General features: G+C 36.2%; 13 protein-coding genes. 7 read left to right on the forward strand and 6 right to left on the reverse strand.

Translation table 11 applies throughout. The annotated features are described in order from the left end of the window. The 4 genes from mnhG to ACQH3L_RS01370 are packed head-to-tail and all read right to left on the reverse strand — an operon-like array spanning position 1 to position 1,333. Positions 1–288 carry a monovalent cation/H(+) antiporter subunit G gene (gene mnhG / locus ACQH3L_RS01355; protein ID WP_006279703.1) on the reverse strand — a complete coding sequence of 96 codons (288 nt, stop codon included), beginning with the start codon at positions 286–288 and terminating at the stop codon, positions 1–3. Positions 289–294: 6 nt separating this feature from the next. Further along, the gene (locus ACQH3L_RS01360) at positions 295–540 is read right to left on the reverse strand and encodes a monovalent cation/H+ antiporter complex subunit F (RefSeq protein WP_007548527.1); all 246 of its coding nucleotides are present in this window, start codon (positions 538–540) and stop codon (positions 295–297) included. 28 nt (positions 541–568) lie between these two features. Next, the gene (gene rpoZ / locus ACQH3L_RS01365; protein ID WP_007548528.1) at positions 569–976 is read right to left on the reverse strand and encodes a DNA-directed RNA polymerase subunit omega; all 408 of its coding nucleotides are present in this window, start codon (positions 974–976) and stop codon (positions 569–571) included. A 60-nt stretch (positions 977–1,036) separates the two neighbouring features. Next, positions 1,037–1,333, reverse strand: coding sequence for a helix-turn-helix domain-containing protein (locus tag ACQH3L_RS01370; RefSeq protein WP_425384887.1), 297 nt, complete (start codon positions 1,331–1,333; stop codon positions 1,037–1,039). A gap of 436 nt (positions 1,334–1,769) precedes the next feature. Between ACQH3L_RS01370 and purE the strand changes: the two genes are divergently transcribed. The 4 genes from purE (at position 1,770) to ACQH3L_RS01390 (ending at position 8,801) form a co-directional block, all read left to right on the forward strand. After that, positions 1,770–2,261 (forward strand): 5-(carboxyamino)imidazole ribonucleotide mutase, encoded by a 492-nt coding sequence (gene purE / locus ACQH3L_RS01375; protein WP_179943748.1) that lies wholly within the window; start codon positions 1,770–1,772, stop codon positions 2,259–2,261. Between the two features lie 7 nt (positions 2,262–2,268). Beyond that, complete coding sequence (gene mutL, locus ACQH3L_RS01380) at positions 2,269–4,095, forward strand: DNA mismatch repair endonuclease MutL (RefSeq protein ID WP_138265030.1); 1,827 nt, start codon at positions 2,269–2,271, stop codon at positions 4,093–4,095. Between the two features lie 1,018 nt (positions 4,096–5,113). Further along, entirely contained in the window at positions 5,114–7,768 is a 2,655-nt protein-coding gene (locus ACQH3L_RS01385) for a 2-oxoglutarate dehydrogenase E1 component (protein ID WP_425384888.1), read from the forward strand. A 244-nt stretch (positions 7,769–8,012) separates the two neighbouring features. Further along, a complete protein-coding gene (locus ACQH3L_RS01390; protein ID WP_425384889.1) occupies positions 8,013–8,801 on the forward strand; it encodes a hypothetical protein in 789 nt (262 codons plus the stop codon). A gap of 130 nt (positions 8,802–8,931) precedes the next feature. Here the strand turns inward: ACQH3L_RS01390 and ACQH3L_RS01395 are convergent, their stop codons facing one another. After that, positions 8,932–9,528: a TIGR02217 family protein gene (locus ACQH3L_RS01395; protein WP_425384890.1), complete on the reverse strand. Its 597-nt coding sequence runs from the start codon at positions 9,526–9,528 to the stop codon at positions 8,932–8,934. A gap of 190 nt (positions 9,529–9,718) precedes the next feature. Beyond that, a complete protein-coding gene (locus tag ACQH3L_RS01400; protein ID WP_010963174.1) occupies positions 9,719–10,477 on the reverse strand; it encodes a DsbA family protein in 759 nt (252 codons plus the stop codon). Positions 10,478–10,733: 256 nt separating this feature from the next. On the opposite strand from ACQH3L_RS01400, the gene ACQH3L_RS01405 reads away from it, so the two are divergent. The 3 genes from ACQH3L_RS01405 (at position 10,734) to ACQH3L_RS01415 (ending at position 13,542) form a co-directional block, all read left to right on the forward strand. Beyond that, positions 10,734–10,886, forward strand: coding sequence for a hypothetical protein (locus tag ACQH3L_RS01405; RefSeq protein ID WP_010081826.1), 153 nt, complete (start codon positions 10,734–10,736; stop codon positions 10,884–10,886). 16 nt (positions 10,887–10,902) lie between these two features. Further along, entirely contained in the window at positions 10,903–11,976 is a 1,074-nt protein-coding gene (locus tag ACQH3L_RS01410; protein ID WP_233395584.1) for a Fic family protein, read from the forward strand. A gap of 87 nt (positions 11,977–12,063) precedes the next feature. Next, positions 12,064–13,542: a UbiD family decarboxylase gene (locus tag ACQH3L_RS01415; protein WP_425384891.1), complete on the forward strand. Its 1,479-nt coding sequence runs from the start codon at positions 12,064–12,066 to the stop codon at positions 13,540–13,542. The last annotated feature ends 343 nt before the right edge of the window (positions 13,543–13,885 follow it).

The raw sequence follows: 13,885 nt of genomic DNA on the forward strand, positions 1-13,885 counted from the left end.
TTAGCCTTCTTTAACAGTTTTTTTCTTAACTTTATAATGAGTGCGCGCTAAAATATAGCTATTAGTTGAGTTAGCTACCCATATTATAAAAATTAATAATACTATTTTAACAGTATTGATTGAAAATCCATTCTGCAAAGCAAAACCAATTAACAATAACGTTGCACCGCTAGAATCTGTAATACCTGCTGCATGTAACCTAGTATAGAAATCAGGAAATCTGATCACTCCTATATTTGAAATAATTATCAAACAAATACCTAAAAATATGAAAATGGATCCTATCATAAATTATCAAAACAACATTAATCTCATTAGTGCTATAGTTGATATAAAGCTAACGCTAGCATACAACAATGCTATATCAATTAAAAAAAAATTATTCAGAATGATTGATATTGCTGTTATAAGTACAACTACTTGCGTTGAGAAATTATTGAACGCTAAAACCTTATTGTACACATCATTTGACTTAGACACTATGCAACACAACATTACACTCATACAGAACAACAGTGTATAGATAGCAATGCAAATCATTTAAAGACTATGTGACTTCAGTAGATTTCTAAACGGATACTTCTTCATCGCCATCTTGATCATTTATTTCATCATCTATTTCACCATCCACTTCATAATCTTGGCTTTCTTGACTTGCATCAAGATCTGTGTTATCAGAAAAATTTAATAAATTCGCTAGCTTACTTGTATTACTGCTGTAAACATTATTCATATTTCCTTTCATGTATTCCTTGCATCTACCTACCAAAAGGCTAAACAGCTCATGAGTATCCACCTGTTTTCCTGCTATTTCATGTAAGGAAACTATGGTATTTTTATGACCTTTAAACTTAGCTGCTTGAATTGGATTACTTGCCCCTGTATTTAAATCATGTGTTCTTTGACTTGCCAACAGAACCAATTTGAAACGGTTACTTACCCGTTCTATACACTTTTCTACAATAGACTCAGCCATAAGATACTACCTTAATAAGTTTTATACTATATCACAAAAAACAAGTTGTCAACTTTGTATCTATTGCGATTCAACTTCATGTTTTACTTTTTCTGCCTCAGATTTTATTTCTTGGCTTTCTGTCATCGTGATTGTTATCTCATGATCAAGTTTTTTTAGAAATCCTAACAATCGCTCTAAAGAAAAACCATCTATTTTACCATTTTTAATTTGCGATACCTTTGGCTGATCAATACCAAGTTTCTCAGCTGCAAAAGCCTGAGTCCAAGCATTTTTTTCTATAATTTTATTTATTATATAAAGCAACTTTGTTTTTATTCCTGCACTGTCTAAGTTATTAAACGATATTATTTCCATAATTCTTACACTCACATATCAATTAACTTTATTAAATATTATAACATAATATTTAATATACCAAGATATTAATATCATGTAACTTGTCAATAATTATATGATATCAATATTTAAAACTTTAAGTTGATTATATATTAATATTTTTATCAAATTTCTAGTAATTTTAAATTACCATTTTACCATCAGTCTATCTGAAAAAACCATTTATAGAAAGAACAAGCTAAGATTACAAAGCTTGAAATACAAAAATAATTATTTTATAAATTTATCTTACATAAGAAGTTTATATCTCTATATCTTAATATAAATATTTATTTAAATTTTTAAAATTTCTATTTTAACGAGAATTCTATATATTATATTTATAATATAATTTAAATATTTGTTGCTTTTTAGCTGGAACATTATTTAGTTAGTAAGTAAAATTGTGTTGAATATGACAAAAATAAAAAAAGATGTTGCTGTTATTATGGGAAGTGAGTCAGATTACACCACTATGGTCCATACTGTTGATATGTTAAAAGCATTAGAAGTTTCACATGATATATTCATAATATCTGCACATAGAACACCAGAAAGGCTCTTCAATTTTGCTAAATCTGCACAAGAAGAAGGTTTTAAGGTTATTATAGCTGGTGCAGGAGGTGCAGCTCATTTACCTGGTATGGTTGCGTCACTAACTTGTTTACCAGTTATCGGCGTTCCTGTGCATAGTAAACAATTAAATGGGCTGGACAGCCTACTCTCTATAGTTCAAATGCCAAAGGGTGTTCCAGTTGCAACCATGTCTATAGGGGAAAATGGAGCACATAATGCTGCCATTACCGCCGTATCTATATTGTCAATTTCTAACAGTGAAATTGCAGGTAGGTTAAAAAAGTGGAGAGAGAAGCAGACCAAAGAAGTAAAAGAAAAACCAGTTTCATAATAAATCTATGGCAATAATTCTTTTAGACACAAAAACCATAAACCGTATAGCAGCGGGGGAGGTGATAGAAAGGCCAGCAAGTGTAGTAAAGGAATTAGTGGAAAATGCAATAGATGCTGGAAGTTTAGAAATAGAGATTAAAATAGAAAGTGGTGGGCGTAACCTTATTATTGTGACAGATGATGGTAACGGAGTAGAAAAAAACGATTTAGAACTTGCGTTTATGCGCCATGCTACTTCAAAATTGAGCGACAATGAGTTGATAGAAATCAAGCATCTTGGCTTTAGAGGAGAAGCTCTGCCTTCAATAGCAGCAGTAAGTAGGATAAAATTATCGTCTAAGGCAAGAGAAGCAAATGAAGCATGGTCTATAAGTTATGAGGGTGGAGAGAAAATAGGGGAGCAAACTCCTTACTCTTTATCACAAGGCACACATATTGAAGTACGAGATTTATTTTTTGCCACTCCAAATAGACTAAAATTTCTAAAAACTGAAAGAGCAGAAACTCAAAGCATTGTTGATATTGTAAACAACCTAGCAATGATTAACTATCATATAGGGTTTACTCTCACTTCAGGTAATAAAAAGCTCTTAAAATACGCTAAGCAGACTTCGTTATTTCATAGATTGTGTGAAGTAGAAGAAGAATTTCAGGGCAATTCTTTGGAGATCAATGAAGAAGAAGACGGCATTAAACTTACGGGACACATCTGTAAGCCGACCGTCAATCGTGGTAAGTCCACTCAGATCTATACGTTTGTTAATGGAAGGCCAATTAAAGATAATTTACTTATTGGCGCAGTTAGGTATGCATATCATGATTTTATTCCAAGCGATAGGTATCCTTTTGCAGCGTTACATTTAGAGATACCTTATGATCAAGTAGATGTAAATGTGCATCCAAATAAGTCAGAAGTAAGGTTTCAGAATAAGAAGCTCATATATGAGATAATGACAAGAGGATTAATTAAAGCATTGTCAAGAAGGATAGGCACTTTTCCAGCGCATGACCAGAAAATGGATTCAACATTGCCGGATCCTTTTGATAAACCTAATGTTCAAAAAGAATTTTATGAAAAAAGACCAAGTCCTTTTAAAAATCAACTAATAAAAGAATTTGCTTCTCCAAATGAAAAAGCAAAAGGCTTATCAGAACAGTCAAAATCGTTTGATTATACCGGCATACAGAAATTTCCATCACAAGCGGAGACTATGGTTCTAGAAAAAAAGGTGTTAGAGCAAGTTGATTTGATAGAGAGCCACCCGCTCGGGTTTGCACGCTGTCAGGTCTATAATACTTACATTATTGCTGAGGTAAGAGACAAATTGATTATAGTCGACCAGCATGCAGCCCACGAAAGGCTAGTATATGAATGCTTAAAACAAAAATCAAGTGTAAAAAGACAAAAACTACTTCTTCCTGAAACGGTTGAAATCAAAAATCAAGCCGGAATGGAGATGATTGAAATCTATAAAGATAAGTTATTTGAAATGGGTTTTGATATTGAGATCAAACCAGAAAATAAAGTGATAGTAAAAGAAATCCCTGCAATTTTGGGAGCAATAGATGTGAAAGAGATGCTAATTAATATAGTCGATAGATTAACGGAAATAGAAGATACATTGCCAGTAGAAGATAAAGTGAACAAAATATTGGCCACTATCGCTTGTTATGGATCAATTAGAGCGGGTAGAAAAATGAGATTAGAAGAAATGAATGTGCTGCTTAGACAAATGGAAAAAACCCCATATTCCGGGCAATGCAACCACGGAAGACCAACTTATATAGAAATGAAACTCAGTGATATTGAAAAACTTTTTGAGCGTAGGTAATGAGGTTGCCATAAATATGTAAGTGCTCCTTTCTCGTCATCCAAGTAGCTCATAGAAACGAAAAAACTTCCTTGACAAACTCCTCCAGCGCCCTTATTATAGTATTAAGGGTATTTATGACTCAAAACTTGTTTTTGACCTGCAGGCTCAATGACAAAATTCAGTAAAAAACTCAGGGTATTTTTTGGCGGATTACATAAAATTATAGCGGCTGCATGTCTTTTAAATTTTTTCTACATTCAGCCAAACCGCGCTTAAACTAAGCGTCAGCACATTATTACAGCGCCACTTACAGTAATATAGAGTCAAAACTCGCTACTCGGGGCTTCTTTTGCCTTTTTTTCGTTTGGTAAATTTCTTAAATATTTATGGCTAAAGTAACTTAAGTTCACCGACAATCGTCATCCCGCTGCTTGTTAGCGGGATCTAGAGATACCGCGAATGAATCGCGGTATGACGGTTCGCGGCGGTATGACGATAACCTCGTCATCCCGCTACGTGTTAGCGGGATCTCTTGTTAGCGGCTGAGATACCGCGAATGAATCGCGGTATGACGGTTCGTGGCGGCGTGACGATAAGCTCGTCATCCCGCTGCTTGTTAGCGGGATCTCTTGTTAGCGGCTGAGATACCGCGAATGAATCGCGGTATGACGGTTCGTGGCGGCGTGACGATAAGGTTTATACCTTGTCATCCCAGTGCGTGACACTGGGATCTAGCCTTTATTATGCAGCCACTTGGTTGAAATTAAGTCTTCTGGGTCCCAGTGTCAGCTACTCGGATGACACCATTCTTTTTTCTGGATCCAAGTAGTCTGGGCACTGGGATGACACCATAGGGGCGCTGCCATTATAGAGTGAACCAGTGTCACGCACTGGGATGACACCCTGACAATCGTCATCCCGCTACGTGTTAGCGGCTAAGAGATACCGCGGCGGTATGACGTATAGAAACTAAAAAAGTTCTTTTTTAAAAAACTTAAGTTATACTTATAAGTATTTGATACTTTTTATAGTGATTATGTCGAGTTTAAGCTGCCTTTATGGTGATAATGCAGAATTTGTGGAAGAAATGTATAGCCGTTATTTGCAGGGTGATAAATCAATCGGGGAGGATTGGTATAGAATTTTTTCAAGCAATTTAGAAGTTAATAAAGCGGAGACCTGCGGTGCACAACATGTAACTAAGGTGGATGATTCAGTTTCTAGTTTAGCAAATTTTTTCAGATCTTACGGTCATTTTTTTGCGGATCTTAATCCGTTATTACCCAATGTGAATAAGGAAGTAGATTATCAGAAATATTCGAATCTATATCCGGCAAGTGACGCTGGAATCTATAGAGATATTTACTGCAAGAACATCGGTTTTGAATTTATGCATATCTCCTCTTATGAGGAGAGGATGTGGCTGAAGGAAAAGATCGAAAATCAAACCTATACGCTGAGTTCACAAGATAAAAAGGAAATACTGAGGCACTTGATCGAATCTGAGATGTTCGAGCAATTTCTCCATATGAAATTTCCTGGATATAAACGCTTTTCTATTGAAGGTGGAGAATCAGCTATCGTTGCAATTGAAAAAATCATTAGTGATTCTACGGTTTTTGGTATTGAAGAAATAGTCCTTGGCATGGCTCACCGCGGACGACTCAATGTTCTAACCAAAGTGATGGGGAAAGAATATGCGGCAATGCTGTCTGAATTTCAAGGCAATCTTGCATACCCAAGTGGTCTTGAGGTGTCCGGTGATGTTAAATATCACCTTGGTTACTCTTCTGATCGAGCACTTTCAGGTGGCAAAAAAGTACATTTAAGTTTATGCCCTAATCCATCTCACCTTGAAGCGGTAAATCCGGTTTTGGCTGGAAGAATAAGAGCAAAACAGAATATAAGATCTGTGCTTGGCATATCAATTCATGGTGATGCGGCTTTCATCGGTCAAGGAGTGGTTGCTGAAACTTTAACCTTAAGCAATATTGAAGGCTATAAAGTGGATGGCATTGTGCACATTGTCATTAATAACCAAGTTGGTTTTACTGCTAACCCATGTTGCGCACGATCCTCTTTTTATTGCACTGATATAGCAAAATCAATAGAAGCTCCAGTGTTTCACGTCAATGGAGATAACCCGGAAGCTGTGAGTTTTGCTACAAGTCTGGCGATGGAATATAGGCAGAAATTTAAAAAGGACGTAGTAATTGACATAATGTGCTACCGCAAATATGGCCATAATGAAGGTGATGAACCGAATTTCACTCAGCCACTTATGTATAAGGCGATATCAAAGCATAAAACTCCTGGAACATTGTATGAAGAAAAATTGACTGCAGAGAAAGTATTAGATGGCGATGAAGTAAATAAATTGCGCAGTGAATTCAGGGCAAAATTAGATAAAAGTCTTGCTGAATCAGCGGCTTACACTCCAAAAAAAGCTGACTGGTTCGGTGGAGTGTGGTCAAAATTAAGAAGAGCAAAGCTGAACGATTTGAGCGAATACTACACGGATTCTGGTGTTCCGCCAGATGAGCTGAAAAAATTAGGTGTGCGTATAAATAGCAATATCCCAAGTAACTTTAACATTAACAATAAGGTTAGAAAAATACTCGATGGCAGAATAGACAGCATAAATTTTGGTAGTAATATAGACTGGGCAACTGCCGAAAGTCTTGCGTTTGCATCACTGCTCACAGAAAGAATAGGAGTGCGTTTATCAGGACAAGACTCTGGTCGTGGAACTTTCTCGCACCGTCATTCAAGGCTTGTTGATCAGGTAACAGAAGAAGCATTTATTCCGCTAAACAATATAAATGAAAAGCAAGCTCACTTTGAGGTCATAGATAGCGCACTATCTGAGTATGCTGTAATGGGCTTTGAATATGGATATAGTCTTGATTCTCCGTATTCACTGGTGCTCTGGGAAGGACAATTTGGTGATTTTGCAAACGGTGCGCAAATTATGATCGACCAGTTTATCGCATCTGCAGAAACAAAGTGGTTGCGATCAAGCGGTCTAGTTTTATTGCTGCCTCATGGTTATGAAGGACAGGGACCTGAGCATAGCTCCGCACGTATAGAGAGATTTTTGCAACTCTGCGCAGAGGATAATATGCAGGTAGTTAATTGTTCCACTCCGGCGAATTACTTCCATGTCTTACGCAGACAAATGCATAGAGACTTTCGTAAGCCTCTGGTAGTGTTTACACCTAAATCGCTACTGCGCCACAAAAGAGCAGTATCTAACCTATCTGATTTTGAAGGAAAATTCCTCACAGTAATTCCAGAATGTAGAACAGGTTTAGTTTCGAATGATAAAATACGTAAAGTTGTAATATGCAGTGGTAAAGTTTATTACGACATATGTGAAGCACAAAAAATAAACGATATAGCAGTAATACGTTTGGAGCAATTCTATCCTTTTCCTGCAGATAAACTAAGTAATGAACTTGAAAAGTACAAAAACGCTGAAATTATATGGTGTCAAGAAGAACCAAAAAATATGGGAGGATGGTTTTTTGTCAACCCATTGATAGAAGAAGTGTTATCTAATCTCGATATCCAAGCAAAAAGACCTAAGTGTATCGCAAGACCTGCTGCTGCATCTCCTGCATGTGGTTATGTTAGTGTTCACACTCAGCAGCAGGAGGAGATTTTAAAGCAGGTTATGCAGGGGATCTAGCACAATTGTGCAAATATTGAAGCGAAAGCTGGCAAGCGAACATTGTTCATCAGATCTTGACGCTGGGCACTGCAGCCAGGCGCAATAGAAAACGCATTACACCAATAAAGCCCTTTTGGTACTCAAGCAAATATAAAAGATTTTTATTCTATTAAAAAAAATTTAATTTTTATTAAAATTTTCATTTATTTTTATTTAAAAAGTAAACATTATTAATATTTACTTTAATTAATATAGGATATATATGAATACAAAAATATTTGAGATGTTAATAAGGAGAACTGGTCTACGCAGAGATAGCAAAGCTGAGATCATACAGTTAAATAGAAATGAAAAAGCTTTTGTAGATGAGGATAAAGAATCTATCGAATTAGCTGAGGCCATTTTTGAAGAGAATAATATGTTTCGTTTCCGCAAATCAGGTCCTGCTATGGATTACATTTTGCACAAATTAATAAATGATAGGAAGCTTTTCGAGGAAATGAAAGATAGAGGTACAAGTATAATACGTCTTTTTTCTTTGTTATCAATGTATCAGGGTCGTCTCAATTGCTGTGTTATAAGAAAAGGAGGGTGTATTACTGAGTGTGGCATACTTGATTACGCTGGCACCTATCCAGAACTAGTGCCTTTAGAGGACTTTATACTTATTGAGCCTTCCTCGTACCTCGAGTACATTGTGTTTGACAATGAGAATATCAGAAATAGGTTAGCTGAAGACTTAACTGAAGATAAAACAAAATTAGATATCTTTTTGAATGGAATTTTAGCAACAAAGAATTCGGATTTAGTATTATCTTGTATTAACAAGATAGAGGTTCTTAATGAGGAAGATAGATATTTTGTTAATCTCTTACAGAAAAACGGCATGCTAGACTACATCTTAAACAAAGATGATACAACACTTGCAAAATCAACTCTAAAGGAGTTGTTGAAGCTTTCTATTTTGCAGGAAGAAAAAAGCACTGAGTTAGAATCTCCCCAAGCTTCAAGTGTAAATGTTAGCAAAGCTCAGCAACATTGTAGTATATAGCTGGTGATAAAGTTTAAAATAATTGCATATACTGAGGCTCATTTAGGTATAGAGCCTCAGTGGTGCTTAATTTTTCAATTTATGGTAGACTAGTAGCCCTACTATGATGTGGATCTATGCTCGCTTATAACTAAAATTTCACTTCCACCAAGGGGATATTATTCCAGCTATTGCTTCCATAGTCATCAATAGAAGCGTTTAAGTAATCTGTATCAAAGCGCACGGGCACATCAAATTCGAAGCTCGCAGTGATTATTGCATCTTTTACTGGCGGGTTCATGAATGTTATTTCTCCCGTTGAATAATTTACTGAATATTCACTCTCTTCTTTACCATTTAAATAAATCTTTACTGTCCCATGCACTGGCTTTTTGATCATACGTATATGCTTATCTTCCCCACTTACATAAGTTTTGATTAGCTGAAAAGTCGTTTTTTTGTTATCTCCTATACCAATCTCTTGGTTGATGGCTATAAAATCCGACCAATCCTTAAAACGAAACCCTATTGCTTTACCTTTTCGTGCATGAAAAAATGTTATTAGTTCTAGTAGCTGCTCGTTTGATCTGACCCCGTAAGCTATGTTGTATCTAGTGCGTGCATGAGACCAATTGATGTTGCGCTGTTCACAACCATTGTGAGTTGTTACAACGTCAGTGGAAAATTCCGGTCCTCCAGTGGAACCATAAGATATATTTTCTGGAAATCTAATTTCTGTGAATGACATATGTCCTCCTGTGAAAGTAAAATAGTTTGGTTGAAGAAAATGTTGTAATTTGAAAGCGTTTCACATAGTAAATGACGCTATGGAAAGTGGATGAGACTACTGAGTTAAACTGCTGTCACACCCACAATTACTATACTCAGGTTCATTTGAGTTGTCAAGCAAAAAAATAAAATTTTATGGCAAACTGTAACTAGCCTTGCTTGTGACTTAATTCATCTACTTTTTTGCGTAATACATTCAAATCAGTTGCTCCTACAAACAGGCTATCTCCAATTATTAAAAAAGGTGTACCACCTACTCCCAAATCTCTTACTAGAAGCCTACTGTTGTTTATCATTTGCTCAATTTTGTCCGCGTTATCTTTTATGGAATCATTAAAATCGTCCTCATCAATCCCTATGTTTTTCACTATATCCAATATGCTTTCGTCTGAAAATTCTCCTTTGTGACTTAAAGCAGCATGGTGAAAATCGAAATATTTTTCTTTATCGAGAAAATAGACAGCTAAAGCACTTTTTGCTGCCTTTAAAGAAGCGTTACCAAGTATTGGAGCATCCCTAAAGATATACTTAATTTTGCCGTCGTTAATTAACTGCTTTATATCATTCTTTATAGCTTTGCAATGTCCACAAGAATAGTCAAGGAAGCCTACAGCTATAACACTACTATTTTCATTTCCGGAGTAAGGATAAGTAAGGTCAAATATTTGATCCTTGTATTGTGAAATTTTACTTTTGGTTACATTATCTCGAGCAGCGTAACTACTTTTAATCGACTCCTCTTTGAGAGTTTTTACGATCTTATCAAAATTTCTGCTTATATAATTATCTAATTTCTCACCTATATAATCATCGTTTAGCATTTGGCTGCGATTTGAAAGCCAATTGTTTATTATCGGCAAGCTTGCTATTGCTATTATTAAAATTAATAAAAACGATATTCTAGACATACAATTTATTTAAAAACCTACAATATAAAACTTTTAGTACACATTTATCTATATATTAAAAGAAGCATCTAATGTTAATATATAAAAACATTTATATCAAGTGTATTTTATAACCAGTTTTGCCTCAAATGCAAACTTTACACAATAAAACTCAAGCACATTACCACAAAGTTCATCAGAAGACTTGGTAGCAGAGGCGCGCGGAGCGTAGATTTAAGTTGTTTCCGCTGTGTATAATTTTCCGCGGAATAAACATATGAACGAGCCAATAATTGGTAGAGAAAAAGAAATAGCTATTCTACAAGACAAACTTCTTTCTCAATCAGCCGAATTTATTGCTGTTTATGGTCGGCGTCGTGTAAATGTTGTATTATCTGCATTTTATCAGCATAATATAGAAGTAATGTAATGCAGATATTATGCCGATGCCAAATTATACGATTACTTCTAAAATTGCTAGTTGTCTTATAAGGATTGAAGCAGCAAAAGAAAAAGTGTTACATTTGCCGCTCACTGTATCAATGCTTTTGTCTCTTCGTGAAACTGCACGGCTTTATACCACACACTATTCTACTATGATTGAAGGAAATCGACTTGAACCTAAACAGATTGAAGAGGTTTTAAGTGGTAAAAGCCACTTTCCAAAATATAGGAGAGATGAAAATGAGGTTAAAGGATATTATGCAGCTTTAACTCAAGTTGAACAATGGGCAGCAAGGAGAATACCCATTACTGAGAAAGCTGTTCAAACACTACATGCTCTAGTAATAGCAAGTGGAAAATCTAAAATAAAATCAACACCTTATCGTGATGGTCAAAATGTTATCCGCGATAGTCTTACACGTGCAATAATTTATATGCCACCTGAAGCAAAGGATGTACCAAAGCTCATGAGCAGTATGATTGATTGGATTCGTAACAGTGAGCAAGTGCCTTGCCCAATTATTGCAGGTATTGCGCATTATCAATTTGTAACAATTCACCCTTACTATGACGGTAATGGTCGTACTGCAAGATTGTTGACTACATTAATTTTACACCTTGGTGGGTATGACCTAAAAGGACTTTATTCATTGGAAGAATATTATGCTAAGAATCTAGGAGCTTATTATGAGGCAATCAGTGTAGGTCCATCGCACAATTATTATATGGGACGAGCTGAAGCAGATATCACTAAGTGGGTGGAGTATTTCGTAGAAGGTATGGCAAATTCATTTGAGAACGTTTTACAACGTATAAATGAAGAAGAATACCACACTGATCAGACTGATCTTATACGTAAGCTTGATCCTAAACAACGCAAAGCTCTTGAGCTCTTCCAGGAGTTTTCCGCTATTACAGCTAGTCAGGTTGGCGAACTATTTAATTTTAAGCCTCGTACCAGTGCGCAACTTTGTAAAAAGTGGGTGGAAATGGGGTTTATCAAGATTGTAGATTTTTCCAATAGAGGAAGGAAATACAAACTTAGTAAGCAATATGAAGATTTGATCTCAAATTAACTGAAAGCTCGCTAGACAGTGCATAGGTCAAATTTCAATAAAGTGCTTGAAAACTAGATATAAACTTAAAATTTTAAAAACTGGAATATGTACAACAACTTACGCGACTTCATCAAAGCCTTAGAAGAAAAAAAAGATCTGATTAGGATTAAGGAGGAAGTTTCAACAGTTCTTGAAATGACAGAAATTCATCGCAGAGTTTTGTCAAGCAAAGGGCCAGCGATCATTTTTGAAAATGTTATCACAGAAAATGGCAAAAATTCGATTCCAGTTTTGGTGAATTTATTTGGTACTATTAAGAGGATTGCATTGGGGTTGAACATAAATCCTGATGAACTAAGAGATCTTGGTAAACTTTTAGCATTTTTGCAATCACCTGAGCCGCCAAAAAACTTTAAGGATGCTATAAAAATGTTTCCTTTGTTGAAAGTCGTGTTATCGATGCGAAGTAAAGTCGTGAGCAAGGCTCCATGTCAAGAGGTAGTGCTAACCGGAGATGAAGTGGACCTAAGTCTACTGCCCATTCAAACATGCTGGCCAAATGAACCTGCACCACTTATCACCTGGCCGATTGTGGTAACAAAAGGACCCACGAAAGAAAAGCAAGATAATTTTAATCTTGGAATATATCGTATGCAGGTTATAGATAAAAAAACAACACTAATGCGTTGGCTTGCACAAAGAGGTGGCGCAACTCACCATAAGCGTTGGAAGGAAGAAGGCAGAGATATGAAATTTCCTGCTGCTGCTGTGATCGGTAGTGATCCTGCAACGATTATTGCTGCGGTAACTCCAGTGCCAGAAACATTGTCAGAATACCAATTTGCTGGACTACTGCGAAAGAAGCCGCTTGAGCTTGTAAATTGTAAGACTATTCCACTTCAAGTGCCAGCTCACGCAGAAATCGTTCTGGAAGGCTATGTGAGTTTGGATAGCTATCAAGACGAAGGGCCATACGGAGACCACACTGGCTACTATAATTCTGTTGAGCAATTTCCTGAATTTAATATTACTGCAATTACTATGCGCAAAAATCCAATTTATCTCAGCACTTTCACTGGCAAGCAACCTGATGAACCATCGATTCTTGGTGAAGCACTCAACGAAATTTTTGTGCCCATTCTTATCAATCAATTTCCAGAGATAGTGGACTTTTATCTGCCACCGGAAGGTTGCTCATATAGAATAGCGGTAGTGTCGATAAAAAAATCCTATCCAGGGCAGGCAAAAAGAATTGTTATGGGCATACTTTCCTTTCTAAAGCAATTTTTATACACGAAGTTTATTATCGTTGTTGATGATGATATAAATGTACGTGATTGGAAGGAAGTGATGTGGGCAATGTCAACAAGGATGGACCCTGTGCGTGATACAATCATGATAGAAAATGCACCTATTGATTATTTAGACTTTGCTTCCCCTGAAAGTGGACTTGGAGGTAAGATGGGATTTGATGCGACAAATAAAATCCCGCCTGAAACCAAACGAGAGTGGGGAAAGAAAATTGAGATGAGTGAGGAAATAGTAAGGAAAGTCGCGGAGAAGTGGGAGGAATATATGGACTAGACTTCTTGCATAAAAGCAGAAAAAAGTTTGGCGTTTTTTATAATGCCGCATTAACTGATAATTGTGATTTAAGTTCGTCACAGTGCCCTTTTTTTGTCATCCTATAGCTATACCGCCGTGGTATCTCTTAGCCGCTAACAAGTAGTGGGATGACGAGCTTATCGTCATCCTGCCGCGAACCGTCATACCGCGATTCATTCGCGGTATCTCAGCCGCTAACAAGCAGCGGGATACTTAGGGATGACGGTTGTTGTTTAGCTGTAAATATTAAGAAATTTACCAAATGAAAAAAAGGCAAAAGAAGCCCTGGGGTTATTATCCGCTTTAAAATATTGGCGTTTTT

The sequence above is a fragment of the Wolbachia endosymbiont (group A) of Sturmia bella genome (assembly GCF_964030905.1).
In the GTDB taxonomy this organism is placed as follows: domain Bacteria; phylum Pseudomonadota; class Alphaproteobacteria; order Rickettsiales; family Anaplasmataceae; genus Wolbachia; species Wolbachia pipientis.

What these genes read in the sequence shown, in the direction of transcription:
- mnhG (WP_006279703.1), bottom strand. Translation starts at nt 288, where the DNA reads ATGATAGGATCCATTTTCATATTTTTAGGTATTTGTTTGATAATTATT.
- ACQH3L_RS01360 (WP_007548527.1), bottom strand. Translation starts at nt 540, where the DNA reads ATGATTTGCATTGCTATCTATACACTGTTGTTCTGTATGAGTGTAATG.
- rpoZ (WP_007548528.1), bottom strand. Translation starts at nt 976, where the DNA reads ATGGCTGAGTCTATTGTAGAAAAGTGTATAGAACGGGTAAGTAACCGT.
- ACQH3L_RS01370 (WP_425384887.1), bottom strand. Translation starts at nt 1,333, where the DNA reads ATGGAAATAATATCGTTTAATAACTTAGACAGTGCAGGAATAAAAACA.
- purE (WP_179943748.1), top strand. Translation starts at nt 1,770, where the DNA reads ATGACAAAAATAAAAAAAGATGTTGCTGTTATTATGGGAAGTGAGTCA.
- mutL (WP_138265030.1), top strand. Translation starts at nt 2,269, where the DNA reads ATGGCAATAATTCTTTTAGACACAAAAACCATAAACCGTATAGCAGCG.
- ACQH3L_RS01385 (WP_425384888.1), top strand. Translation starts at nt 5,114, where the DNA reads ATGTCGAGTTTAAGCTGCCTTTATGGTGATAATGCAGAATTTGTGGAA.
- ACQH3L_RS01390 (WP_425384889.1), top strand. Translation starts at nt 8,013, where the DNA reads ATGAATACAAAAATATTTGAGATGTTAATAAGGAGAACTGGTCTACGC.
- ACQH3L_RS01395 (WP_425384890.1), bottom strand. Translation starts at nt 9,528, where the DNA reads ATGTCATTCACAGAAATTAGATTTCCAGAAAATATATCTTATGGTTCC.
- ACQH3L_RS01400 (WP_010963174.1), bottom strand. Translation starts at nt 10,477, where the DNA reads ATGTCTAGAATATCGTTTTTATTAATTTTAATAATAGCAATAGCAAGC.
- ACQH3L_RS01405 (WP_010081826.1), top strand. Translation starts at nt 10,734, where the DNA reads ATGAACGAGCCAATAATTGGTAGAGAAAAAGAAATAGCTATTCTACAA.
- ACQH3L_RS01410 (WP_233395584.1), top strand. Translation starts at nt 10,903, where the DNA reads ATGCCAAATTATACGATTACTTCTAAAATTGCTAGTTGTCTTATAAGG.
- ACQH3L_RS01415 (WP_425384891.1), top strand. Translation starts at nt 12,064, where the DNA reads ATGTACAACAACTTACGCGACTTCATCAAAGCCTTAGAAGAAAAAAAA.